Origin of the sequence: Sphingomonas montana (assembly GCF_001956315.1) — a bacterium.
Lineage (GTDB): Bacteria > Pseudomonadota > Alphaproteobacteria > Sphingomonadales > Sphingomonadaceae > Sphingomonas_R > Sphingomonas_R montana.
Window position 1 is genome coordinate 124,050 of sequence record NZ_MOLY01000045.1, and the last position, 24,028, is coordinate 148,077.

A 24,028-nucleotide genomic window follows, 5' to 3' on the forward strand; every position below is an offset into this window, starting at 1 on the left:
GCCGGTAGCCCGAACCGTTTGACCGCTGCCCGTCATGGGCGTTCCCTCAAGCCAAGCTGGAAGGAACGCTTATGATGCTTCCCTATCTCCGTGGCCTTGTGGCCTTGCTTCCAAGGGATCCCGGTGCGGCCGCACGGATCGCATGGTGGTGGTTGACTGGTCGGCGGGTACGCGCACTTGCGCAATTCCGCCGCGCGGTCACGCCACTGCCGAACAGCTATCGCCTCTGGCTGGCGATCCACCAACCTGAAACCTTCCGATCCAAGGCATCGATCGACGGGCCGCGCCTGGCCGTTCATGTGCACCTGACAGGATCAAACCCACTGAACGACGCGCTATCGTCGCTCGTCAGGCAAAGTTTCGAAGACTGGGAGCTTTACCTCACCACGACGGAGACTGAGCCCCCCACGGTAACCGCGCGCCACGCCGACGATCGAAGGATCCACTTCTGGCCCGTCTCCGTGGCGTCTCGAGCGGCAGGACTGAAGGCGATCCTGCAAGAAACGGCTGCGCAATATGTCGTTCCGCTTCCGGCCGACTGCGTTCTGACCCTGGGTGCGCTTCTGGCTTATGCACACGCGATTCGGGATGCGGCGACCAATGCCGTTTTCTATGCCGACCAAGATGAATATGGGGCAAGTGGTAGCAGGACGACGCCGTGGTTGAAACCCGAATGGGACCGGGACCTGTTCCTCGCGCAAGACTATCTATCCATGGCATGCGCCATCCCGGTGGAAGCCGCTCGGAATATTGCCGTGGATGCCGGATGGCCCGATGAAATCGCCGTCTACGGCATCCTGATCGAACTTCTGGCATGTCCCGATGCCGCACCGGCTCGACACGTTCCATATGTTGCGACCACCACACCGCCGGACGTCTGGCAGCGTGGATCATCGGCACGCGCCGCCCTGGTTGCCAACCATGTCGGCGTTCCAGTGACGACCGGTCCGTTTGGAACCCTGATCCTTCACTGGCCTTTGCCTGATCCGCTTCCACGGGTCAGTATCGTCATACCGACCAGAGACCGGATCGACCTGTTGCGCACATGCGTCGACGGCATCCTGCACGCGACCGATTATCCATTACTAGAGCTGATTATCGCGGATAATGACAGCACAGAACCCGCGTCAATCACGTATTTCAACGAAATTTCCCGGGATCCGCGCGTAAAGATTGTCCGTTGGCCGCATCCGTATAATTACTCGGCCATAAACAATCATGCCGTTACGCACGCAGGCGGCGACTATATATGCCTCCTGAACAACGACGTAGAAATTATAGATCCGTCATGGCTACGCGAAATGATTGCTCAAGCAATCCGGCCGGGCGTAGCTGCCGTTGGTGCCCGATTGCTCTATGCCGATCGCAGCGTGCAGCATGCCGGCGTAGTGGTGGGAATAGGAGACGCCGCAGGACACGCCCACCGCGCCTTGGCTGACGGGCAACCCGGCTGGTTCGCCCAGTCGTTGATTACGCGGTGTGCAACCGCGGTCACTGCGGCCTGCCTGGTAATCGAAAAGGCCAAGTTCGACGCAGTCGGCGGGCTGGACGCCGAAAGCCTCGCGATCGCATATAACGATGTGGATCTATGCCTGAAACTTCGGGCGGCAGGCTGGCATAACATCTACGCATCCCAAGCGGTCCTGATCCACCATGAAAGCAAGTCGCGGGGTTTCGATTTCGCCCCCGAGCATATAACCCGCTACCACCAAGAGCTCCTGAAATTCCAGGAACGCTGGCAGACCGTTGGTTTCGCGGATCCGACCCATCATCCGAAGCTCGACCCGCAATCCGAGCAGTATCGTCCGGGACTATGACGCGACAAGCCTACCCACGCAGATGCTTCGAAAGCCAGCGCCTAAGCGACGTCCCGTACGCACGCCCCACTCGTTTCTCAGCGATTACCTCGCCAAGATACATGTTCGGACGGGGAAGCCCGTCGCTGATCGCGGTCAATTTGCGCAGATCCAACTGCCCGAGCGCCTCGTCGGAAAAGGCGGGCGTATAATAGATGCAGTCATCGAAATAATAATGCGTCACCTGAGACCAACGGGTCAGCGTCCGATCCACCTGATGACTTCCGCCATGAAGCAGGTTGGCGGACCAGATCAGCGCCTGGCCCTTGCGGGCGAGAAACGGCTCCGGCGCGACGCCGTAATGCGCACATAGCGCACGCCATCCCTCCGCAAAGGGCTGCTGTGCCGATGTCAAGGAACGGCCGTAGCCGCGCCGCCCGATCAGCGCGTTGGTCATGTTGGGCCACCGATGAGAACCTGGCAGGTAGAAGACCGGACCGGCGTCGGGGCCGACGTCCTCCATCGCCAGCCAGACCCCGCACATGAACCGTTCGGGAAGGCTTGAGAAATGCACCATATCGGTATGGGCTTCCTGTTGTGTTCCGACCGGAAAATTCAGCGTCTGGAAAGGAAAGGCGCTCCGTCCGTAAAGCTTCCCCAACAACTCCAGCACTACTTGGTTCGACGCGATCGCACGGACATCCTCGTCGAACTTCCAGGCATCCTGAACGCGACGTTCGCCGGCCGTCTTGTCGCTCAGCCTGTCGTCGAACGCGATACCATAGCGTGGGCCGAGGTTGGCCTTGATCCGCTCGATACGGGCGTCGATCTGGTCGTCCGGAAAATCGAGTACCGCATAACCCACATTATGCAGGTCCGTTGCAATCCGTGCCTCGTCCGCGGTCAGCGCCAGACCCGGCAGCTGCGAGGAGAAAAGCGGCGATTCGACAAGCGGTATGCCGGGGAATGGGTTCGTCGACATGAAAGTTCCTACGTCCTCATCATTGCGGGCGGCTGGACATGGCGTGATCCGCAGGTCCTTCGATCGGAGAGCCAACCGACATCGTCGGCCTTATCCGCGCGGTGCGCCGCGCGCACGGTCCTTGATCATTTGGAGGGCGCGTGCGGTTCCCCCGCGCCCGCGCGCCAGAACACGCAGGACCGCGCCGAAATCGGGACCGAGCGTGCGGCGGTCGTCAAGCGTCCGGTAAACCTGCCAGAAGGCGTCCACGCCGATTGCACGGGGCATGTTGAAAACGCCGTGATAGCCGAACGCAGTTTCGAGATTACCCGTTCGCTCGACCGCGAACGCGTCTGCAATTGCGCGTGGCGCAAACCGCATGCCTATTCCTTCCAGCCATTCGCGGTTGGTACGCCCAATGGCGATATCCTCGGGGTGGAGCATCCTGAACTGCGGTGCGCGGCACGCTTCCATCAATCGACGACTGCGTAGTGAAAAGCCGCCGTTTCCGACATCGTGGCCGTCTGTGAATTGCGGCCAGCTTGCGCCGATATAGTCGTAGTCGAGATATTCCTGACGCCAGCGCTCGGCGTTGAGCAGATGGCCGTCCCACTGCGTCACCAGGCAGTGGGTGGTGTCCACATGGTCGACCAAGCGCGACATCATGAACGTCGAATAGGCTGCCGACGAAGCAAGTCGATCGATCGGCACGATGCGCATGTCCGGACGTGAAGGCTGAACATCGGCATCAGTCAGCAACAGGCAATCCGCAAAGGCGACCTGGTCCAGGCAGAATTCCAGCGCACGCAACGTAGCGCTGACATTCACCGAAGTGACTGCGCACAGCGTGACGTTGGGAAGTTCCAGCCGGGTCACGGATCCAGGGACGTAGTGATGGTCATGTCGCACGCGCTACGACCGCACGACGAAACGTTCGCTGAACGAACTCAGCTCGGGATGATGAAACGGATCGACGCCTCCGTCGGTCCCCCATGCCGCTTTGAGAGCCTGCAACTCGCCGGCAAGCCGCGCCGCGCCGGCCGGATCGCGATCGAACCCGCGTGATACCGATTCGTGGTGGAAAAGCGTGGCACGCGGTTCATACAGCGACTGCCATCCACGTTGGTTGAGCCGCATGCACAGATCGACGTCGTTGAAGGCTACAGCGAAATTCACTTCGTCCAGCCCCCCCACCGCCATGAAACGGTCACGACGGACGACCAGGCACGCCGCCGTAACAGCCGAGACGAATTGCGGTAGCGAATGCCGGTGAAAATAGCCGTCATCTTGCGGATGTAGCAGACGGTGTGCGTGCGCCGCTCCGCCTCCGACGCCCAACACCACTCCGGCGTGCTGGATACGGCCATCCGGGTAAAGCAACCGCGCACCGACCGCACCGACCTCCGCACGCAGTGCTTGGCGCGCCATGACCGCAAGCCAGTCGGGCCTGATCACCGCAATGTCGTTGTTGAGAAGGCAGAGCAGATCCCCGTCCGCCATGCGCGCCGCGCGATTGTTCATCGCGGAAAAATTAAATGGTCCGCTATGGCGCAGCACGCGGTGGCGTGTGGGGTCTAGCGTCGCAAGATAATCCAGCGTCATGGGATCATCACTGTCGTTATCGACCACGATCACTTCGATACCGGGATAATCGGTGATCGATAGTCCCTGCAGGCAGGTGCGCAACAGATCGACGCGGTTGCGCGTGGGAATGATGACAGTCACCGTTGGCAGGGCTCCGGCCCAGGCTGTCGCTTCGAGCCGTACGGGTACACGAGGTACGGGACGAACTTGCCGATGGTGCAAGACGCGCCGAACGTGGACCGGCGGCTCAGTTCCGCCCTGCGCCGCGGACGCAACAAGCTGCGCGGACCAATCGGGGCCGGACAGTTGCGCCAACGCCGACTCGGAAGTGCGGACGATGCAGGCCCCGGTTAGATAGTCGAAATAGCGGAAGAGTTCCGCATTCCAGTCCGGCTTGAAATGCGGGATGTCACGTCGCCCCGCGCTGTCCAGCAGATCGTCGTCCGCATAGACGACTCGAGGACCCGCTACGTTCGCAATCGCCCGCCGATAGGCATTTGCGGTTCCCGCCGCCAGCACGTCGCCGGCGTTCAGCGGCATCAGCCACGGATCGTCGGTCCAGACGATCGCACAAGATGCAGCAGCGGCATCCGGGATTTCCGCCGTACCGACGCAAAGCGCGCCAATGCCTTCTCGATCAAGGCTGCGCAGGGTTTCGCTTGTCGCGTCGGATCCCGCGCGGCAATCGATAAGCGCGACGATCCGAGGGCCGGGGCGGTGATCGCTACCAACCGGCGCCTCATTTGCCAGCCAAAGCCGATAGGCGAGCGGCGATTGCCCTAGCAGCGGCGATAGCCGAGCACGCGCGCGCAAGCGTTTGCCGCGAAGGCGCCACCAGATTGCAGTCAGGTAGGCGCGTGGCGACAGGCATGCCGCATCCAGATGCATACGGATCTTGAGCCATATATTGGCCCTTCCGACTACGGTTTGCGCCGGGTTCGGATCGGTACGTGTCGACGGCATGGCCAAGACCGATAAGTGTTTGTCGCGACAGGACAAGCGAATTGGCTTCCGGACCGCACTGCCCTGTGCAGGGCATCGACGCACCGCTCGTGGCCGTTATCGGAAATCTGCGACACGTCGGATGCAGGCCCGAAAGCGGGCCACATCATCCGGAGCACCCGCGGTCCGATAGCGCGGATGGTATGCGACGACGCAATGTTGGCGTGCCGTGAGTCGGTCCGGGCGGCTGTTGTGGATCTTGCCGAGCGTCTTTTCGGTTTGGCGGTCCGCTTCGCTGGAAAAAATGCACGATGGGCCGGGCGCAGGGCGCGTTGCCGGAACGTTTCGCTCGTCGCCCCGAAGGGCTACGGTAAATTCGTGGCGCTCAGCAGGCTTTCCTTCTAAAAAGTGTCGCATTCCCCCTGCCACCATCGCTGCGCCCGCGGCTGGCAGGCGTTATGAGGTTTTGTACGCATGCTGCTTGATTCGTTCCGCTCGACTACGCGCAAGCTTTTGATCACCGGTTCAGGCCTTGCGCTCGCCGGTTGCGCGACGTTGCCATCTAGCGGCCCCACCGCTGCCGCGATCGAACGTGGCGCGATGGAGAGCGGCGAACAGCTGAAGTTTTCGATCACGAACCTTGATCCATCGACGATCAGGGCCGTTGCGCAGGCCCCGGCAAGCGACGGCACCGGCAGACTCGCGCCATTGGCGCAGGATACGCGAACGGACGTCGTCGGGCCGGGCGACACGCTCGCGGTCAGCATATACGAAGTCGGCGTATCTCTTTTCGGAGGGGCCGGGGCCGGCGCCGGCGCCGGCGCAGGCATGGGTTCACCGGCGGGGGCGACAATGGTACCGTCAGCCAGAGCCGAGAATTTTCCGGCGATCGTGGTCGATCGGGAAGGAACGATCCGGCTTCCCTATATCGGGCGGCTGGGCGTGGCGGGGCTTACCCCCTCCGAAATCCAACGCCTCGTCGAGCAGGGGCTCCGTGGGAAATCGCAAAGTCCCCAGGCCCTGGTGACGATCCGATCCAATGTTTCGAATACGGTCTATGTCAGCGGTGATGTTCGGCGACCGGGTCGGCTCGAACTTACGCTCTCGCGTGAACGCCTGCTGGACGCAATTGCTTCGGCCGGCGGCGGAGCCGGAACGACCGAGGACACGATCCTGCGATTTACGCGCGGCAACCGCTCGGTTGAACAGCGGCTTAGCCTGATCCGGTCCGGCGCACCCGACGATCTCGTGCTGGTGGCTGGCGACCGACTGGAACTCATTCGCCGACCGCGTTCGTACACTGTGTTCGGTGCGTCCGGTCGAGCATCCCAGATCAGTTTCGAAAACGGTGACGTTTCGCTGGCGGAAGCACTGGCGCGCGCTGGCGGCCCGAACGATGCACAGGCGGATCCATCAGCCGTATTCCTCTTTCGGTATGAAAGCGCGTTCGACGGCAATGCGGGAAGCCTGCCAAAGCTGTACAGGCTCAACTTGATGAAGCCGGAAAGCTATTTCCTTTCGCAACGCGTTACAATGCGCGACAAGGATGTCATCTATATTGCCAACGCGCGCGCCAATCAGCCTGCCAAGCTCATCAATGTCATAAACCAGCTGTTCTCACCGTTCATCACGGCGCGTGCTATCACCCGGTAACATCGATCGGCCGACTGCCTGATCCGGTACTTCAGGGGCAGTCGGCCGATTTACCGTAATCGGCGTCCGTTTGAACGCTGACATTCGCCTGATAGACTGGTTCAACCCTTCACGAACGCATCCAGCCCGACCAGCCCACCGACGAGCGCCTCGAACGCGTCCAGCGGCACCGCGTTCGGGCCGTCGGACTTTGCGTTGGCCGGATCGGGGTGCGTTTCCATGAACAGCCCGGATATCCCGACCGCCACCGCCGCGCGCGCCAGTACGGGGACGAACTCGCTCTGCCCCCCGCTGGTCGCGCCCTGCCCGCCGGGCAGCTGTACCGAATGGGTCGCGTCGAAGATCACCGGACAACCGGTATTCCGCATGATGACCAGCCCGCGCATGTCGCTGACCAGATTATTATAGCCGAAACTGGTGCCCCGATCGGCCACCATCAGGCCGTCGTCCGACACGCCCGCTGCGGCTGCTGCCTCGCGTGCCTTGGCTATCACATGCACCATGTCGTTCGGGGCCATGAACTGGCCCTTCTTGATGTTGACGGGCCTGCCGCACGCCGCCACCGCCTCGATCAGGTCGGTCTGGCGGGCGAGGAACGCGGGTGTCTGCAAAACGTCCACCACGTCCGCCACGGCACGCACCTGCGCCACCTCATGCACGTCGGTCAGCACCGGCAACCCGGTTTCGGCGCGCACCTTTTCAAGGATCCGCAGCCCTTCGTGCAGGCCCGGCCCGCGGAACGAGCTGCCCGACGACCGGTTCGCCTTGTCGAACGAGCTTTTGTAGATCAGCAGGATGTCCAGGCGGTCCGCGATCGCGCGCAGCCGTTCGGCCGTCGCCAGCGCCATCGCCTCGCCTTCGATCACGCACGGCCCCGCGATCAGGAACAGCGGATGCGCCAGCCCGACCGGCCGGCCGCACAGCGTCGTGGTGGTTCCCGTCGCGTCGATCATGCCATTCCCCGCACCGCAAGCTGCACCTCGATCGGTGCCAGGTCGCTCGGATTGTTCAATTCCCACAACTCGCAGCCCCGCGGATCGACCTCCACCACCTGTACCGGCACCCCGCCGTCCAGGAACCGCAACTGCTCCAGCCCCTCCAGCCCTTCCAGCACGGATTCGGCCAGGCCGGCATATTGCGCCAGCGCCGCCCGGCGATAGGCATAGACGCCGACATGCAGGAACACCGGCAGGTCCGGATCGCCGATCCGCCCGTCCGGGACATGCGGAATGATCGCCTTGGTAAAATACAACGCCCGGCCGTCTGCCGCGGTGGCCACCGTGGTGCCCCCCACCCGTCCCGCGGCCTGATCGTCCAGCAGGCGGCGGTGGACCGCCGGCGTCGCGCGCACGGCTGGCGTCGCGACCGCGATCGACGGGTCGGCGCGCAGCACGTCGACCAGCGCGGACAGGAACCAGGGCGGGGTCAGCAACGCGTCGCCCTGCAGGTTGACGACGATCTCGATGTCGTCGCCGATCCGGTCGAGCACCGCGGCGCAGCGTTCGGTGCCGTTGCCGCACGTCTCCGGCGTCATCATCACTTCCGCACCGAAACTGTTTGCGCAGTCCGCGATCCGTCCGTCGTCCGTCGCCACCACGATCCGGACATTCCCGGCCATGTCCGCTGCCGCCGCGCAGGCGGCGTCCCAGCTGCGCCGGATCAGCGGGCGCATGGCCCCGGTCGCGCCGCGGATCTCGACCAGCGGTTTGCCGGGATATCGGGTCGATGCGTGCCGCGCCGGCACCACGATCGCCACCCGCGTCACGTCCGCCCCCGCTTCGGTCGCGACATTCGCCCCGGTGTCGCTCATGCCAGCCCCAGTCGCAGGAAATCATGGATAGTAACCACGCCGACGGGCACGTCCTGCCCGTCCGCATTGTCGCCGCCCGTCACGAACAGCGCCGTGATCTTGTGATCGTTCATCAGCGCCAGCGCATCCTCGGCAAAACTCACCGCGCCGATCGTGATCGGGTCGCGCGTCATCACCTCTTCCGCGGTGGCGGTCATCAGCGCCTCGACATGGCGACGCAGATCGCCATCGGTGATGACGCCGATCAGCCGCCCATTCCCGTCCACCACGCCGGCGATGCCGAACGACAGGCGCGTCATGGTCAGGACCACCTCGCGCATCGGCATGTCGGTTGGCACGACCGGCATCTCGGCGTCGCTATGCATCACCGCGGCGACGCGCATCAGCCGCAGGCCGATCGTGCCGCCGGGGTGCAGTGCCTCGAACCCGTCGCGGGACAGGCCACGTTCGCGCATCGTCGCCATGGCCAGCGCGTCGCCCAGCGCCAGCATCATCGCGGTCGACGTGGTCGGTGCGATGTTCGCCGGGCACGCCTCCACCGCCGCGGGAAGCAGCAGGCGGATCGCGGCTGCCCGCATCAGCGTGGAGTTGCGCCGCGCCGAAATCGCGATGATCGGCATCTTCAGCGCCGCGGCATGCCCGATCATCGGCTTCAGTTCGCTGGTCCCGCCCGAGTTGGACAGCATGATGAGCGCATCGCCCGCGATCATCATGCCCAGGTCGCCGTGCGCCGCCTCGGCCGGGTGGACGAACAGTGCGGGCGTACCGGTGGACGCCAGCGTCGCGGCGATCTTGCGCGCGATATGCCCCGACTTGCCCATCCCGGTCACGATCACGCGACCCGGCAGGGTCAGCAACAGTTCGACCGCGTCGGCGAACGAATCATCCAGCACCTCGCGCAGCCGCGAAAGTGCTGCCGCCTCGATCGCGATCACGGACTGCCCCTCGCGGATCCGTGCCGTGCGCGTCTCGGTCGGGCTCAGCCGCGCGCTTTCCACACCATATCGCACCAGCGCCGTCCGGGTCTTGCTCATCCGTATCACCATTCGTGCCTAGCCCTGCCGGTTCGGAAAAGCGAGCGTGCCAAATGTCGCACGTTAAGGGTACAACCTTTACGCTTCCGTAAACGGCAAGGGGAGTTTATGTCCGCTATACGATGAAAAGACGGAGTCCGTTGCCATGAACCTTGATTTCACGCCCGAGGAACAGGCGTTCCGTGACGAGGTCCGCACTTTTCTGGCAGCCGAGCTGCCCGACGATATCCGCACCGCGGTGGCCGACCGGACCGACCTGACGAAGGAACAGATCGTGCGGTGGCAGCGGATCCTGAACGCGCGCGGCTGGGCCGTGCCGAAATGGCAGCCGGAACATGGCGGCTGCGGCTGGACCCCGGCGCAGAAATATATCTTCCAGGAGGAATTGTCGCTCGCCCGCGCGCCGGAGGAATTCTCCTTCAACGTCGCCATGATCGGCCCGATCCTGCAGCGCTTCGGCACGGACGCGCAGAAGGCGAAGTTCCTCGCCCCCACTGCCAATCTCGACATCTGGTGGTGCCAGGGCTTCTCCGAACCGGGCTCCGGCTCCGACCTCGCCTCGCTCAAGACCAGCGCGGTCCGCGACGGCGACGACTATGTCGTCAACGGCCAGAAGATCTGGACCACGCTGGCCCAGCATGCCGACTGGATCTTCGCACTCGTCCGCACCGATCCGAAGGCGCCCAAGCCGCAGATGGGGATCAGCTTCCTGCTGATCGACATGACGTCGCCCGGCATCACCGTCCGCCCGATCCGCACGATCGACGATCATCATGAGGTGAACGAAGTCTTCTTCGACGATGTTCGGGTGCCGGCGGAAAACCTGATCGGCACGGAAAATCGCGGCTGGGACTATGCCAAGCATCTGCTCGGCAACGAACGGTCGGGCATTGCGCGGATCGGGCTGTCCAAGGAACGGCTGCGCTGGGCGCGCGACACCGCGGCGGAGATGGCCGCCGACGGACGCCTGACGCCGCGCGAACATGACCGCCTGCTCCGCGACCTGGTGGAGGCGGAGATCGACCTGAAGGCGCTCGAACTCACCCAGTTGCGGGTCGTCGCCGCCGACAGCGGCCACGGTGGAGAAGGCGCTGGCGCCGCCGCTTCGATCCTTAAGGTGAAGGGCACCGAGGTACAGCAACGCATGACCGAAATCATGATGACGCTGGCCGGACCCGCCGGCCTCGCGCTGCCCGATGGCGGTCATGGCCGCAACGAGGCCGTCGAGGATCGCTGGCTGTCCGCCGCCGCGCCCTATTATTTCACCATGCGCAAGGTCTCGATCTACGGCGGATCGAACGAGATCCAGCGCAATATCGTCGCCAAGACCGTGCTGGGGCTCTGAACCATGGATTTCGACTTCTCCGACGACCAGCGCCTGCTGAAGGACAGCGTCGCCCGATTCGTGGCGGAGCGTTACGGGTTCGAGGATCGGACCCGGATGCTGGCGATGCCCGGCGGGCGCGATCCGGCGATCTGGTCCGCCATGGCCGAACTCGGCCTGCTGGGCCTGCCCTTTGCGGAGGCGGACGGCGGTTTCGGCGGCGGCGGGACCGAAACGATGATCCTGATGGAGGAATTCGGCCGCGGACTTGTCGTCGAACCCTATCTGTCGGCGATCGTGCTGGCCGGCACGATCCTGGGCGATGCAGCGAGCGGGGACCAGCGTGCGGCGCGGATCGAACGGATCGTCGCGGGCGACCACCGGCTGGCGGTCGCCTTCGCCGAACCGCGCGGGCCGCGTTACGCCGTCGATGCCCGCGCGACGGTGGCGGTTGGCGATCGGCTGACGGGCGAGAAGATCGCCGTGCTGGGCGGCGGCGACGCACACGAACTGATCGTCTCGGCCCGCACCAGCACCGGCGAAACGGGCCTGTTCTTCGTCGATGCCGCCGCCCCGGGCGTCTCGGTCCATGCGGAGGCCGGCTATGACGGCAGCCGCGTCGCCACGGTTCGGCTGGACGACGTCCCGGCCGAACGGATCGCGGGCGACGGTGCGGCCCACCTGACCCGCGCGATCGAGGCCGCCAACGCTGCGCTCTGTGCCGAGGCGGTCGGCGCGATGGCTGCCGCGCTCGACCTGACGACCGAATATCTCAAAACGCGCAAGCAGTTCGGCGTCCCGATCGCCAGCTTCCAGGCGTTGCAGCACCGCGCCGTCGACATGCTGATGCAGCTCGAACTGGCGCGCAGCATGGCGATCTTCGCGGCCGTCTCGCTCGATCAGCCGCCGGCCGTCCGCGCCGCCAACATCGCCGCCGCCAAGGTCCAGGTCGCCCGCGCCGCCCGCTTCGTGGGGCAGCAGGCGGTACAGTTGCACGGTGGCATCGGCATCACCGCGGAATATAAGATCGGGCACGTCTTCAAGCGGCTGACCGCGATCGAAACGCTGTTCGGCGACGCCGACCACCATCTCGACGCACTCACCGACATAGGCGGCCTGGCGGCGTAACCGGCACCCTGGCCCCAGACGTCCCGGCGAAAGCCGGGATCTCCCGTCGGTGAGGCGGCTCGTGACGCCGGTGTGGCGCGGACCGCACCACCACAACGGACGCGGAACCCCCGCCCCCCCCACCCATTCCATCCCCATGACCGCCGACGCCGACAAACACGCCGCCGCCCTCGCCGCCACCGCGGAGGTCCGGCCCGGCATGCTCGTCGGGCTCGGCACCGGCAGCACCGCGGCGCATGCGATCATGGCGCTCGGCGAACGCGTCCGCGCCGGGCTGCGCATCACCGCGGTCGCGACGTCGCGCGCGACCGAAATGCTGGCCGGAGCGCACGGTATCACCGTCCTGCCGTTCGACGACGTGCCAGGGGTCGACCTGACGATCGACGGGGTGGACCAGATCGATCCATGCCGCCGCGCGATCAAGGGCGGCGGCGGCGCCATGCTGCGGGAAAAGATCGTCGCGGCCGCCAGTACGCGGATGATCGCCATTGCGGACGGGTCGAAACGCGTCGGGCAGCTCGACCGCGCGATCCCGGTTGAGATCCTGCCCTTCGCCCGCGCCTTCGTGCTGCGCCGGCTGGCGGAACTCGGTGCTTCGGCCACCCTGCGTATCGCGCGGTCCGACCAGGATAATCTGCTGGCCGACGCCGCCTTCGGCCCGATTGCGGACCCGGCGGGGCTGGCGGTCGCGTTGTCCGCCATTCCCGGCCTGCTCGGCCACGGCCTTTTCCTGCACGAGATCGATCATGCATGCTTCGCACTTGACGGCACCGTGTTCTGGGACGACCGGCCCTGACTACGTGTCGGGGCGTGACGGCGGGCAGGAACAGTTCAGCCCGCCCACCGTTCCCCGCACGATATCTTAATCCCGCCCGGTGCCGTTCGGTGCCCCCGGCGGCCGTGCCAAGGATCGCGCCATGACCACCTCCGCCACCGGCCTTCACGAAGACGGCTCTCCGGAGCGACTCGCGATCGACACGATCCGGACGCTGTCGATGGACGCGGTGCAGAAGGCGAACAGCGGCCATCCCGGCACGCCGATGGCACTCGCCCCGGTCGGCCACACGCTCTGGTCGCAGTTCCTGCGCTACGATCCGGACCGTCCCGACTGGCCCAATCGCGACCGGTTCGTGCTGTCGGTCGGCCACGCGTCGATGCTGCTCTATTCGCTGCTGCACCTGGCCGGCGTGAAGGAGATCGATGCCGACGGGAAGCCGAGCGGTGAACCCGCGGTCAGCCTGGAAGACATTAAGGGGTTCCGCCAGCTGTCCTCCAAGACGCCCGGCCACCCCGAATATCGCTTCACCACCGGTGTCGAGACGACCACCGGCCCGCTGGGTCAGGGCTGCGGAAACTCGGTCGGCATGGCCATCGCCGAACGCCATCTGGCGGCGCATTTCAACCGCGACGATGCGGTGCTGTTCGACCATGACGTCTATGCGCTCTGCGGTGACGGCGACATGATGGAAGGCGTGACGGCGGAGGCCGCCTCGCTGGCCGGTCACATGAAATTGTCCAACCTCTGCTGGATCTATGACAACAACACGATCAGCATCGAAGGTCATACCGACCTTGCCTTTACCGAGGATGTAGCCGCCCGCCACCGCGCCTATGGCTGGAAGACGCTGCATGTCGCCGACGCGAACGACACGGTCGCGCTGGCCGAGGCGTTCCAGACGTTCCGCGACACGCACGACGCGCCGACGCTGATCGTCGTGGACAGCGTCATCGGCTGGGGCAGCCCCAAGGCGAACAGCGAAAAGGCGCACGGCGAACCGCTGGGTGCCGACGCGATCCGCGAGACCAAGAAGGCCTATGGCTGGCCGGAAGACAAGGACTTCTACGTCCCGGAAGGCGTGGCCGAACATTTCGCGCACAGCATGATCGAGCGCAGCCGTCCGCTGCGCGAGAGTTGGGACGCGACCTTCGCGGCCTATCGCGCCAAATATCCCGAACTGGCGGCCCAGCTGGAAAGCATGCGCCAGGGCGAACTGCCGGACGACTGGGCGGCCGACGTGCCGGTGTTCGACGCCGATGCCAAGGGCATCGCCAGCCGCGACGCCGGCGGCAAGGTTCTGAACGCGATCGCCAAGCGCGTACCCAGCCTGATGGGCGGTGCCGCCGATCTGTCGCCGTCGACCAAGACCGACCTGAAGTTCGACGGCGCGGGCAGCTTCACCGCCACCACCCCCGGCGGTCGCAACATGCATTTCGGCGTCCGCGAACATGCGATGGGGTCGATCGCCAACGGCATGGCGCTCAGCTATCTGCGCTCCTACACCGGCACCTTCCTGGTGTTCTCCGACTATATGCGCGCACCGATCCGGCTGGCCGCGATCATGGAGGTCCCGACGATCTTCGTGTTCACGCATGACAGCATCGGGGTAGGCGAGGATGGCCCGACGCATCAGCCGATCGAACATCTCGCCACGCTGCGCGCGATCCCCGGGCTCGTCACCATCCGTCCGGGTGATGCCAACGAGACCGCACAGGCCTGGTCCGCCGCGCTGAAGCAGTCCGACCGGCCCAGCGCGCTCATCTTCTCGCGCCAGGCGCTGCCCACGCTCGACCGTGCGAAATATGCGTCCGCCGATGGTCTGCTGAAGGGGGCATATATCCTGGCCGAGGCGGGCGGCGGCGATCCCGACGTCATCCTGATCGGCACCGGCAGCGAGGTTTCGCTGGTGGTCGAAGCCTATGAACAGCTCCGGGCGGAGGGCGTCCGCGCCCGCGTCGTATCGATGCCCAGCTGGGAATTGTTCGAACATCAGGACGCCGAATATCGCGACTCGATCTTCCCGCCCGCCGTCCGCGCCCGCGTGGCCGTGGAACAGGCCGGCTCGATGGGTTGGGACCGCTATGTCGGGCATGATGGCGCAACCATCACCATGTCCACCTTCGGCGCATCCGCACCGTTGGTGAAGTTACAGCAGAAGTACGGCTTCACGGTCGAAAATGTCGTGAAGGTCGCGCATGAAGTGATGCAGGGGAACGGAAAATGACGGGTCCGCTTAACGCACTGGAACAGGCCGGACAGGCCGTCTGGCTCGATTTCGTCGATCGCAAGTTCCTGGCCGATGGCGGCCTGCGCAAACTGATCGCGGAAGACGGCCTGACCGGCGTCACGTCCAACCCGTCGATCTTCGAGAAGGCGATCGGCCATTCGGACGCTTATGACGACGGCCTGGCCGCCTATCTGGACAAGGGCGACTCTTCCGTCGTCGCCGTCTACGAAAGCCTCGCGATCGCCGATATCCAGGCCGCGGCGGACGATCTGCGCCCGGTCTATGACCGGCTGCAGGGCAAGGACGGTTATGTCAGCCTCGAGGTTTCGCCCTACCTCGCCAAATCCACGCACGAAACGATCGAGGAGGCGCACCGCCTTGCCGCTGCGGTCGATCGCCCCAACCTGATGGTCAAGGTCCCCGGCACGGAGGAAGGCGTCCCCGCCATTCGCCAGTTGATCGAGGACGGGCTGAGCATCAACGTGACCCTGCTCTTCTCGCGCGACGCCTACCGCGCGGTCGCCATGGCCTATCTCGAAGGGCTGGAGGCGCGGGTTGCCGACGGGAAGCCGATCGACGCCATCGCCAGCGTCGCCAGCTTCTTCATCAGCCGCATCGACGCGCTGGTCGACAAGACGATCGACGAGCGCATCGCCAAGGGCGACCCGGATGCCGACGCGTTGAAGGCGATTCGCGGCAAGGTCGCGATCGCGAATGCCAAGCTTGCCTATCAGGACTATCTCGCAATCCTCGAAACCGACCGCTGGAAGGCGCTCGCGGCCAAGGGCGCGCAGGTCCAGCGGCTGCTCTGGGCCTCCACCGGCGTGAAGGACAAGGCGTATAGCGACGTCCTCTATATCGAGACGTTGATCGGGGCCGACACGGTCAACACCATGCCGCCCGCCACCATGGATGCGTTTCGCGACCATGGCGACGCTACCCCGCAACTGACCGACGACGTGGCCGATGCCGAACATGTGATGGCCGAGGCCGAACGGCTCAAGCTGAAGCTGGGCGATGTCACGACCGGGCTGGTCACCGCAGGTGTCACGCTGTTCGCCGATGCGGCCGACTCGCTGCTCGGCGCGGTGGCCGGCAAGCGCGAGAAGGTGCTGGGCGACCGGCTCAACGGCATGACCGCAACGCTGCCCAAATCGCTTGACGAAGCGGTCGAAACGCGGCTCGGCACGATGCGCAAGGACGCCTGGAGCCGCCGGCTCTGGGCGGGCGATGCAACGCTCTGGACCGGCAAGGACGAAGCCAAGTGGCTCGGCTGGCTGGCGGCCGGCAAGGGCGAACAGGTCGATACCGACGCGCTCGAAGACCTTCAGGGCACGACGAAGGGCAAGGCCGACGTCGTCCTGCTCGGCATGGGCGGGTCCAGCCTCGGGCCGGAGGTGATCGGGCAGATCGTCCCTCGCGCCGCCGATGCGCCGCGCTTCCACGCGCTCGACAGCACCGATCCGGCGCAGGTCGCGACCGTCGCCGGGCTGATCGATGCCGGCAACACCGCCTTCCTCGTGTCCTCCAAGTCGGGTTCGACGCTGGAGCCGCAACTGCTGGAGGCCTATTTCCGCAGCCTGCCCGGCGCCGACGTCAAGAATTTCGTCGCGGTGACCGACCCAGGGTCGAAGCTGGAGGCATCGGCCAAGGCGGACGGGTTTGGTCATGTCTTCCACGGCGATCCCACGATCGGCGGGCGCTATTCCGTCCTGTCGGTTTTCGGCATGGTGCCAGCCGCGATGATGGGCGTGGACATTGCCGCCTTCTTCACCGCGGCGCAGGCGATGGTCCATGCCTGCGGTCCGGACAGCCCGCCGAACACGAACCCCGGGCTCCGGCTCGGCGCGATCCTGGGCGAGGCCGCGCTTGCCGGCCGTGACAAGCTGACCATCCTGCCCAGCCCCGGCCTCGCCGCGTTCGGCAGCTGGCTGGAGCAACTCGTTGCCGAATCGACCGGCAAGGAAGGCAAGGGCATCGTCCCCGTCGACCTCGAACCGCTCGGCTCGGCGGACAGCTACGGCACCGACCGTCTGTTCGTGCATCTCCATCTGGCGGGCGACAGCGACGACGCGCTCGAATCGACGCTGCTGGCGCTGACCGAGGGCGGCCATCCGCTTGTGCGGATCAGCGTCGCCGACCCGATGCAGCTGGGGCAGGAGTTCTTCCGCTGGGAAATGGCCACCGCCGTCGCGGGCGCGGTCCTGGGTATCGATCCGTTCGATCAGCCCGATGTGGAAGCCGCCAAGGTGGAGGCCCGCAAGCTGGTCGATGCCTATGAGGCGACCGGTGCGCTCGAACCCGAAACCCCGCTGTACGAGGATGCCGACCTGCGCATCTTCGCGCCGGGCGATCCGGAATTCGCGCCGACCGATCCCGCGGTCCTGCTCCGGACGCATTTCGCCAGCCTCGTGCCCGGCGACTATGCCGGGTTCCTCGCCTATATCGAACGCAACGACACGCATGCCGCGTCAATCGCGCGGATGCGGGCGGCGGTGCGCGATGCGCGTCAGGTGGCGACGGTGGCCGGTTTCGGCCCACGTTTCCTCCATTCGACGGGTCAGGCGTACAAGGGTGGTCCACGCACAGGCAGCTTCCTGAAAATCACCCGCACCCCGTCCGACGACGTTGCCGTTCCCGGCCGCAAGGCCAGCTTCGGCACCGTGCAGCTGGCCCAGGCCCGCGGCGACCTCGACGTGCTGGTGGAACGTGGCCAGCGCGTCATGCGCGTCCACCTGAAGCATGACGCCGCGATCGAACGGCTCGAAACGCTGGTGATCGCCAGCGTCGCCGACTGACCGGACATAGAACGACCTTGACCGTACTCCGGCGGAGACCGGGGCCTGGACGCACCCTTGCCCCAAGGTCCCCGCCCACGCCGAAGTACGATCCTGAATGATAGGAGCATCCCCATGAAGATCGGCATCATCGGCCTCGGCCGCATGGGCGGCAACATCGCCCGCCGCCTGATGCGCGCCGGCCACGAAGTCGTTGCCTACGACCGCGACGAGAAGGCCGTGGCGGCCCTGACCGACGACGGTGCCACCCCGGCGTCCGGGCTGGAGGACATGGCCGGCAAGCTCGCCGGCCCGCGCATCTTCTGGTCGATGCTGCCCGCCGGCCCGATCACCGAACAGACGGTCGAGGCCATCGCGGCACTCTGCGCGCCCGGCGACATCGTGATCGACGGCGGCAACAGCTTCTACAAGGACGATATCCGCCGTGCGAAGGCGCTGGCGGAACAGGGCCTGCATTATGTCGATGTCGGCACGTCCGGCGGCGTATGGGGCCTGGAACGCGGCTATTGCATGATGATCGGCGGCAGCGACGATGCGGTCCGGTTGCTCGATCCGATCTTCGACGCGCTCGCCCCCGGCCGTGGCGAGGTCGTGCCGACGCATGGGCGGGAGGCGACCGACGACCGTGCGGAACGCGGTTATATCCATGCCGGTCCCGCCGGTGCCGGCCACTTCGTCAAGATGGTGCACAACGGCATCGAATATGGCCTGATGCAGGCCTACGCCGAGGGCTTCGACATTCTGAAGGGCAAGGCGTCCGACAAGCTGGCGGAGGACGAACGGTTCGATCTGAACCTGCCCGACATCGCCGAGGTCTGGCGGCGCGGCAGCGTCATCTCCTCCTGGCTGCTCGACCTGACCGCGATCGGCCTCGCCAACGATCATGAGCTGAAGCAGTTCAGCGGCCACGTCGCCGATTCGGGCGAGGGGCAATGGACGATCGACGCCGCGATGGAGGAGAAGGTGCCCGCCAACGTCCTGACCGCCGCGCTGTTCGCGCGCTACCGCAGCCGGGTCGACACCACGTTCGGCGACAAGCTGCTGTCGGCGATGCGGTTCGGCTTCGGCGGCCATGTGGAAATGCCGCAATGACCGTGGCCGAACGGGCGCCGGCAGCGACGCTCGTCATCTTCGGCGCGCTGGGCGATCTCACTCGCCGGCTGCTGGTGCCCGCGATCGTCAACCTCGTCCGCGGCGACCTCGTCGGCGATGATTTCCGCATCGTCGGCGTCAGCCACCATGACGGCGACGACGATCATCTGCGCGATCGGCTGGACGACTTCATCGGCAAGGCCGACGGCGAAGGCGGCGCGAACGGCGACAAGGCCGGCGCGCAGGACCCCGACTGGCTGAAACTGCGCGACCGCATCACCTATCTGAAGGGCGATTTCGAGGACGCCGCCACTTTCGCTGCACTCAAGGACCAGATCACCGGCAACGCCGCCTTCTACCTCGCCACCGCGCCCGGCTTCTTTGGCCCGATCATCGCCAGCCTGGGCACGGCGGGCTTGCTGGAGCAGACTGACGACGCGTTCCGCCGCGTCGTGATCGAAAAGCCATTCGGCCACGACCTGCCGTCCGCGCAGGCGCTCGATGCCGACATCCTGCAACATCTGGACGAAAGCCAGATCTACCGGATCGATCACTTTCTGGGCAAGGAAACCGTCCAGAACATCCTCGTCGCGCGCTTCGCCAACACGGTGGTGGAGGCGGTGTGGAACAACCGCTACATCGATCATGTCCAGATTACCGCCGCCGAAACCGTGACGGTCGGCACGCGCGGCAAGTTCTATGACGGGACCGGCGCGATGCGCGACATGGTCCCGAACCATCTGTTCCAGCTGCTGGCGATGGTCGGCATGGAACCGCCGAACAGCTTCGATGCGGAATCGATCCGCAACGAGAAAGCCAAGGTGATCGCCGCCATCCGCGCGCCGAAACCCGAGGATGTCGCCACCGTCGCCGTGCGCGGCCGGTACACGGCCGGTCGCGCGGGCGATGCGGACGTCTTCGATTACCGCGCCGAACCGGACGTGGCGCCCGACAGCCGCACCGAAACCTATGTGGCGGTGAAGCTGATGGTCGACAGCTGGCGCTGGGCCGGCGTCCCCTTCTACCTGCGCACCGGCAAGGGGCTGGCCGCACGCGATACCGAGGTCGTCGTCCAGTTCAAGCCGGTCCCCTATGCGCAGTTCGCCGGCGCCGACGACGCCCGCCTGCCACCGAACCGGATGGTCATCCAGATCCAGCCCGACGAGGGACTGAGCATCGACATCCTCGCCAAGAAACCCGGACCGGTGATCGAGCCCGTGCCCGTCAGCCTTGACTTCGCCTATGCCGATCATTTCAGGCTCGGCCACACCACAGGCTACGAAACGCTGCTCTACGATATGCTGACCGGGGACCAGACGCTGTTCCAGCGCGCGGACCAGATCGAATCCGGCTGGGAAGCGGTGCAGCCGATCCTCGACGCCTGGGCGGCGGGCGGCGAACCCGAACCCTATGCCGCCGGGAGTGACGGTCCGGATGCCGCCGCCGCACTGCTGGCACGCGACGGCCGCGCCTGGCACGCCATCGGAAGGTCCGCATGACCCGACTGTTCGTCTCCGACATCGACGGCACCCTGGTTCGCAAGGACAAGGTGTTGACCGAACCCACCGTCGCCGCGATCCACCGGCTGCGCGCCGCCGGCGTGCCCGTCACGCTCATCAGCGCGCGGCCGCCGTCCGGCATGATCGCGCATGGCGAACGGCTGGGTATCGACCTGCCGATGGGCGCGTTCAACGGTGGGACGATCTTCATGCCCGACGGCACGATCCTGTCGGCGGCCCATGTGCCCGCCGATGTCGCCGCCGATACGCTCGACCGCCTGCGCGCCGCGAACGTCGACCGCTGGGTCTTCGCGGACGGCAAGTGGTTCGCCAGCGCGGAAGGCAACCATAATGCGCAGCGCGAGCGGATCGCCGCGGCGATCGACCCGATCTATACCGACGACTTCACGGCCGTCATCGACCGGATCGACAAGATCGTCGGCGTCAGCGACGATGCACCGCTGGTCGCCGGGGTGGAGCGGGACCTGATCGCCGCGCACGGCCCCGCGGCCACGATTGCCTGCTCGCAACCCTACTACCTCGACATCACGGCGCTTGCCGCCAACAAGGGTGATGGCGTCGCCGCGCTGTGCGCGGCGGTCGGCGTGGCGCTGGCCGACGTCACCGTCGCCGGCGACATGCCGAACGACCTGCCGATGTTCGCACGGGCCGGTACGTCGATCGCGATGGGTCAGGCACCGCAGGCGGTACGCGATGCCGCGACCCGCGTCACCGGGCCGACCGATGCCGACGGACTGGCCGATGCGGTGAACGCGCTGGCGGAATTGGCCGAACGACACATATTATGATAGGGGCCGCCCCGTAACCGGCGGCACACCCGTCCCCATCGCTGCAAAGGCATCAGACCCGCTTTTATGAAGACCTATAATCCCGATTTCACCGACCGTCGCAGCGCCGCCGCCGCCGCAAAGACCAAGGCGCTGGAGGCGATGAAGAACAAGGCTGCGCCCGATCCGGCGCTGATCGCCGAGAAGAAGGCCGCGCAGGAAGCCAAGGACGCCCGCGAAGCCGAGCGCCGTGCCGTCAAGCTTGCCGAAAAGGCCGAGATCGACGCAGTCCGCAAGGCCGAACGCGCGATCCGCGAAGAAGCCGAGAAGAAGGCCGCCGAAGAAGCCCAGATGTCCGAAGCCGACCGCAAGGCCGCCCAGAAGGCCGCCCGCGACGCGAAATACGCCGCCCGCAAGGCTCGCAAGTAAGGATGTGATTCGGAAACTTCCGCGCCGTCGCTTCTGCGACTGCGCGAAGTTTCGAACCTCGCAGATGCCCATGATCTGCGCCCGTAGTGATAATGGGTCCTGACGTCCGTCGGGATGACGGCTTCGAAGGCAGTGCTGGTTTCACCGGGCGAGCAGGCCAAGAGACCTGTTCAGCCTTCGCCCACCATGCATCTTGACGACCGTCATCCCGGCGGAGGCCGGGATCCATTGTCACTCCGCCACCGGTCGAACGCTACATCTGCCCCAGCCTGAATGTCGGCGTCGACTCCGCGCAACGGACATCCGGCAGCCCCAAACCTACCCGCCGAAGCTGCGCCCGCCGCCGCCACCGCCGAAGCCGCCACGCGAGATCACCGAGCTGCGCGACTGGATACGGGTCGGCGCGCGCACCGCCGGGTTGAACGCGTTGGACCCGATCCGCGTCCGCCCGCTGACATAATCGCGCCCGAACGGCACGCCGCCGCCGCCATAATAGCTGCCGTAGCGATCGCGATACATCGGCGCACCGCGATACCCCCCGCCGCCCAGATTGCCCAGCGCCTGCCCGACGATGAACCCGGTCAGCAACGGCGTGAAGAAGCTGCCGTTGTTGCGCGGCACGCACTGGTCGACGCCGTACTGCGCCTCGCAGCTCTGGCGCTGGTCGAACCGCGGGGCGTTCGTCTCGTTCGCCTTCTGCGCATCGGCATAGGCCTTGTCGCAGGCCGCCGGCGTCATCTGCGCATCCGCCTTGCACGCGGCGACCGACGTATAGCTGGTCGCCTCCACCGGCTTGCCGCCGGGATCGTCGCCGTCGCACGCGGACAGCGAAACGCCCGCGCCCGCCATCAACGATGTCAGCACGATCGTCCGGGAACGCTTCATCGCCGCTACCTCCTCAGGCCGTCATGCATGCGGCGTTGAGCACGCCGATGCTGATCGAGATGCTTGCCATATAGACCGCGGCCGCCATTTCGCCGCGCACGATGCGGTCGCTGAAATCGCGCATCACGATCATCCGCACCACCGTCACCGCCACGATCTGGATCACGCCGGCCAGCAGTGCCCAGACCGCGAACTCCAGCAGCGTGACGGTATGTTCCAGCGCGGATGCGACTGGCAGGACATAGCCGATCAGCGCCCCGCCCAGCGTGAGTGCGGCCGCGACATTGCCCTCGCGGATCAGCGTGCGCTCGTTATACGGCGTCGCCGCCTGGTAGATCAGCTTGAACGCGATCGTCAGCACCCCGGCCGCCGCGAACGCAATCAGGAACGCCGCCGCACTCGCCCCGAAACCATAGCTCTCGAACATCGTCATTCCCCCGTTTGATTCGATCCGGTTCAGGCCTTGAACTCGCCCAGTTCGAGCGCGACGCCCAGCATGATCTCGAACGACACCTCGCCGGCCTCGCTCTGCTGTTCGATCGCCAGCAACAATTCGCGGGCATCCGCACCGTCCAGGTCGCGCGCGAACAGCATGCATTTCTGGAAGATCCGCCGGTCGACCACGCCGTCGCGGTCGTCGTGAATATCCTCCCAGAACGTCACCGGATCCTGCACCGGGGCATCCGGCCCGAACCAGAACCGCTGATAGTCCGGCAGTCCCGGCGCGGTGAACACCGGCGCGGACAGCCGCCTGATCCAGGGCGCGCGTTCCGACGCCGACCCCGGATAGGCGCTGTCCCACGGTGCGAACAACGTCACGTCGCTGACGTCCTGCCCCGCCCGGTCGGTCGACACCGCCTGAAACATGATGTCGTCCTCGGTATAGAAACGGTGGACGAAACTGCCGTCGGTCAGCTCGACCAGACCCTGCGCCACGATCTGCAACGTATCGCGGTCGAACGGAAATTTCAGCATGTCGCCGAACCGCCGCCACGCCAGCGGATCGAGCATCACCGTCCGCCCCAGCGTGACGTTGCGGATCACCGGCAGCGCATTTTCCGCCGCCTTCGCGCGGCCGAACAGACGATCGAACATGCAGGAGACTCCAATGCGCCCGGTGTCACGCATAGAACGCGGCGTGAACGAAGCAAAGCCCTTGCCGGGCCGCGTCGTGCGCAGGGCGGCGAGGCCCCTCGCCCTCAACAAACCGTCATCCCGGCGAAAGCCGGGATCTCCCTCTAATGAAGCGCCCACCCCCCAGCCCAGGCGAGATCCCGGCCTACGCCGCGATGACGACCGC

General features: G+C 65.7%; 20 protein-coding genes. 11 read left to right on the top strand and 9 right to left on the bottom strand.

The features are described 5' to 3' along the window. Positions 1-71 precede the first annotated feature (71 nt). Complete coding sequence (locus tag BKY59_RS14095; RefSeq protein WP_083672160.1) at positions 72-1,817, top strand: glycosyltransferase family 2 protein; 1,746 nt, start codon at positions 72-74, stop codon at positions 1,815-1,817. A 10-nt stretch (positions 1,818-1,827) separates the two neighbouring features. Here the strand turns inward: BKY59_RS14095 and BKY59_RS14100 are convergent, their stop codons facing one another. From BKY59_RS14100 to BKY59_RS14110, 3 genes are all read right to left on the bottom strand, one after another. Further along, a complete protein-coding gene (locus BKY59_RS14100; RefSeq protein WP_076072703.1) occupies positions 1,828-2,778 on the bottom strand; it encodes a phytanoyl-CoA dioxygenase family protein in 951 nt (316 codons plus the stop codon). A 90-nt stretch (positions 2,779-2,868) separates the two neighbouring features. Next, positions 2,869-3,633 carry a DUF5672 family protein gene (locus BKY59_RS14105; RefSeq protein ID WP_276205523.1) on the bottom strand — a complete coding sequence of 255 codons (765 nt, stop codon included), beginning with the start codon at positions 3,631-3,633 and terminating at the stop codon, positions 2,869-2,871. Between the two features lie 36 nt (positions 3,634-3,669). Continuing rightward, positions 3,670-5,304 (bottom strand): glycosyltransferase family 2 protein, encoded by a 1,635-nt coding sequence (locus BKY59_RS14110; RefSeq protein WP_076072705.1) that lies wholly within the window; start codon positions 5,302-5,304, stop codon positions 3,670-3,672. A gap of 453 nt (positions 5,305-5,757) precedes the next feature. Between BKY59_RS14110 and BKY59_RS14115 the strand changes: the two genes are divergently transcribed. Continuing rightward, the gene (locus BKY59_RS14115; RefSeq protein WP_076072706.1) at positions 5,758-6,936 is read left to right on the top strand and encodes a polysaccharide biosynthesis/export family protein; all 1,179 of its coding nucleotides are present in this window, start codon (positions 5,758-5,760) and stop codon (positions 6,934-6,936) included. 101 nt (positions 6,937-7,037) lie between these two features. Here the strand turns inward: BKY59_RS14115 and kdsA are convergent, their stop codons facing one another. The 3 genes from kdsA to BKY59_RS14130 are packed head-to-tail and all read right to left on the bottom strand — an operon-like array spanning position 7,038 to position 9,780. Next, positions 7,038-7,889 carry a 3-deoxy-8-phosphooctulonate synthase gene (gene kdsA, locus BKY59_RS14120; protein WP_076072708.1) on the bottom strand — a complete coding sequence of 284 codons (852 nt, stop codon included), beginning with the start codon at positions 7,887-7,889 and terminating at the stop codon, positions 7,038-7,040. Beyond that, a complete protein-coding gene (locus tag BKY59_RS14125; RefSeq protein WP_076072709.1) occupies positions 7,886-8,746 on the bottom strand; it encodes a 3-deoxy-manno-octulosonate cytidylyltransferase in 861 nt (286 codons plus the stop codon). Before BKY59_RS14125 ends, kdsA begins: the two co-directional genes overlap by 4 nt. Next, a complete protein-coding gene (locus BKY59_RS14130) occupies positions 8,743-9,780 on the bottom strand; it encodes a KpsF/GutQ family sugar-phosphate isomerase (RefSeq protein ID WP_083672161.1) in 1,038 nt (345 codons plus the stop codon). The genes BKY59_RS14125 and BKY59_RS14130 overlap by 4 nt, the downstream gene beginning before the upstream one ends. Positions 9,781-9,925: 145 nt before the next feature. On the opposite strand from BKY59_RS14130, the gene BKY59_RS14135 reads away from it, so the two are divergent. The 9 genes from BKY59_RS14135 to BKY59_RS14175 all read left to right on the top strand — a co-directional run bounded on the left by BKY59_RS14135 (position 9,926) and on the right by BKY59_RS14175 (position 21,843). Further along, complete coding sequence (locus tag BKY59_RS14135; RefSeq protein ID WP_076072711.1) at positions 9,926-11,125, top strand: acyl-CoA dehydrogenase family protein; 1,200 nt, start codon at positions 9,926-9,928, stop codon at positions 11,123-11,125. A 3-nt stretch (positions 11,126-11,128) separates the two neighbouring features. Continuing rightward, positions 11,129-12,232 (top strand): acyl-CoA dehydrogenase family protein, encoded by a 1,104-nt coding sequence (locus BKY59_RS14140; protein WP_076072712.1) that lies wholly within the window; start codon positions 11,129-11,131, stop codon positions 12,230-12,232. Positions 12,233-12,368: 136 nt separating this feature from the next. Then, the gene (rpiA, locus tag BKY59_RS14145) at positions 12,369-13,028 is read left to right on the top strand and encodes a ribose-5-phosphate isomerase RpiA (RefSeq protein WP_076072714.1); all 660 of its coding nucleotides are present in this window, start codon (positions 12,369-12,371) and stop codon (positions 13,026-13,028) included. 121 nt (positions 13,029-13,149) lie between these two features. After that, entirely contained in the window at positions 13,150-15,234 is a 2,085-nt protein-coding gene (gene tkt, locus BKY59_RS14150) for a transketolase (RefSeq protein ID WP_076072975.1), read from the top strand. Next, entirely contained in the window at positions 15,231-18,035 is a 2,805-nt protein-coding gene (locus BKY59_RS14155) for a bifunctional transaldolase/phosoglucose isomerase (RefSeq protein WP_076072715.1), read from the top strand. The genes tkt and BKY59_RS14155 overlap by 4 nt, the downstream gene beginning before the upstream one ends. 114 nt (positions 18,036-18,149) lie before the next feature. Next, positions 18,150-19,127 carry a phosphogluconate dehydrogenase (NAD(+)-dependent, decarboxylating) gene (gnd, locus tag BKY59_RS14160; RefSeq protein ID WP_076072716.1) on the top strand — a complete coding sequence of 326 codons (978 nt, stop codon included), beginning with the start codon at positions 18,150-18,152 and terminating at the stop codon, positions 19,125-19,127. Next, a complete protein-coding gene (gene zwf / locus BKY59_RS14165) occupies positions 19,124-20,626 on the top strand; it encodes a glucose-6-phosphate dehydrogenase (protein WP_076072717.1) in 1,503 nt (500 codons plus the stop codon). The genes gnd and zwf overlap by 4 nt, the downstream gene beginning before the upstream one ends. After that, positions 20,623-21,435 carry a Cof-type HAD-IIB family hydrolase gene (locus tag BKY59_RS14170; RefSeq protein WP_076072718.1) on the top strand — a complete coding sequence of 271 codons (813 nt, stop codon included), beginning with the start codon at positions 20,623-20,625 and terminating at the stop codon, positions 21,433-21,435. The genes zwf and BKY59_RS14170 overlap by 4 nt, the downstream gene beginning before the upstream one ends. A gap of 66 nt (positions 21,436-21,501) precedes the next feature. After that, positions 21,502-21,843: a DUF6481 family protein gene (locus BKY59_RS14175; protein WP_076072719.1), complete on the top strand. Its 342-nt coding sequence runs from the start codon at positions 21,502-21,504 to the stop codon at positions 21,841-21,843. 318 nt (positions 21,844-22,161) lie between these two features. Here the strand turns inward: BKY59_RS14175 and BKY59_RS14180 are convergent, their stop codons facing one another. Genes BKY59_RS14180 through BKY59_RS14190 form a run of 3 tightly spaced genes read right to left on the bottom strand, consistent with a single transcriptional unit; the run spans position 22,162 to position 23,823 of the window. Further along, positions 22,162-22,728, bottom strand: a complete 567-nt coding sequence (locus BKY59_RS14180) for a DUF1190 domain-containing protein (RefSeq protein ID WP_076072720.1) — start codon at positions 22,726-22,728, stop codon at positions 22,162-22,164. Positions 22,729-22,741: 13 nt separating this feature from the next. Continuing rightward, positions 22,742-23,161, bottom strand: a complete 420-nt coding sequence (locus tag BKY59_RS14185) for a DUF350 domain-containing protein (protein WP_240500117.1) — start codon at positions 23,159-23,161, stop codon at positions 22,742-22,744. Positions 23,162-23,184: 23 nt separating this feature from the next. Beyond that, entirely contained in the window at positions 23,185-23,823 is a 639-nt protein-coding gene (locus tag BKY59_RS14190; protein WP_076072722.1) for a DUF2491 family protein, read from the bottom strand. Positions 23,824-24,028 lie beyond the last annotated feature (205 nt).

Bases quoted from the DNA above. Each gene is read 5' to 3' on its own strand.
- BKY59_RS14140 (WP_076072712.1), top strand. From the start codon at position 11,129: ATGGATTTCGACTTCTCCGACGACCAGCGCCTGCTGAAGGACAGCGTC.
- BKY59_RS14100 (WP_076072703.1), bottom strand. From the start codon at position 2,778: ATGTCGACGAACCCATTCCCCGGCATACCGCTTGTCGAATCGCCGCTT.
- zwf (WP_076072717.1), top strand. From the start codon at position 19,124: ATGACCGTGGCCGAACGGGCGCCGGCAGCGACGCTCGTCATCTTCGGC.
- tkt (WP_076072975.1), top strand. From the start codon at position 13,150: ATGACCACCTCCGCCACCGGCCTTCACGAAGACGGCTCTCCGGAGCGA.
- BKY59_RS14170 (WP_076072718.1), top strand. From the start codon at position 20,623: ATGACCCGACTGTTCGTCTCCGACATCGACGGCACCCTGGTTCGCAAG.
- BKY59_RS14190 (WP_076072722.1), bottom strand. From the start codon at position 23,823: ATGTTCGATCGTCTGTTCGGCCGCGCGAAGGCGGCGGAAAATGCGCTG.
- rpiA (WP_076072714.1), top strand. From the start codon at position 12,369: ATGACCGCCGACGCCGACAAACACGCCGCCGCCCTCGCCGCCACCGCG.
- BKY59_RS14180 (WP_076072720.1), bottom strand. From the start codon at position 22,728: ATGAAGCGTTCCCGGACGATCGTGCTGACATCGTTGATGGCGGGCGCG.
- BKY59_RS14185 (WP_240500117.1), bottom strand. From the start codon at position 23,161: ATGACGATGTTCGAGAGCTATGGTTTCGGGGCGAGTGCGGCGGCGTTC.
- BKY59_RS14125 (WP_076072709.1), bottom strand. From the start codon at position 8,746: ATGAGCGACACCGGGGCGAATGTCGCGACCGAAGCGGGGGCGGACGTG.
- BKY59_RS14135 (WP_076072711.1), top strand. From the start codon at position 9,926: ATGAACCTTGATTTCACGCCCGAGGAACAGGCGTTCCGTGACGAGGTC.
- BKY59_RS14095 (WP_083672160.1), top strand. From the start codon at position 72: ATGATGCTTCCCTATCTCCGTGGCCTTGTGGCCTTGCTTCCAAGGGAT.
- BKY59_RS14110 (WP_076072705.1), bottom strand. From the start codon at position 5,304: ATGCCGTCGACACGTACCGATCCGAACCCGGCGCAAACCGTAGTCGGA.
- kdsA (WP_076072708.1), bottom strand. From the start codon at position 7,889: ATGATCGACGCGACGGGAACCACCACGACGCTGTGCGGCCGGCCGGTC.
- BKY59_RS14155 (WP_076072715.1), top strand. From the start codon at position 15,231: ATGACGGGTCCGCTTAACGCACTGGAACAGGCCGGACAGGCCGTCTGG.
- BKY59_RS14130 (WP_083672161.1), bottom strand. From the start codon at position 9,780: ATGAGCAAGACCCGGACGGCGCTGGTGCGATATGGTGTGGAAAGCGCG.
- BKY59_RS14115 (WP_076072706.1), top strand. From the start codon at position 5,758: ATGCTGCTTGATTCGTTCCGCTCGACTACGCGCAAGCTTTTGATCACC.
- gnd (WP_076072716.1), top strand. From the start codon at position 18,150: ATGAAGATCGGCATCATCGGCCTCGGCCGCATGGGCGGCAACATCGCC.
- BKY59_RS14175 (WP_076072719.1), top strand. From the start codon at position 21,502: ATGAAGACCTATAATCCCGATTTCACCGACCGTCGCAGCGCCGCCGCC.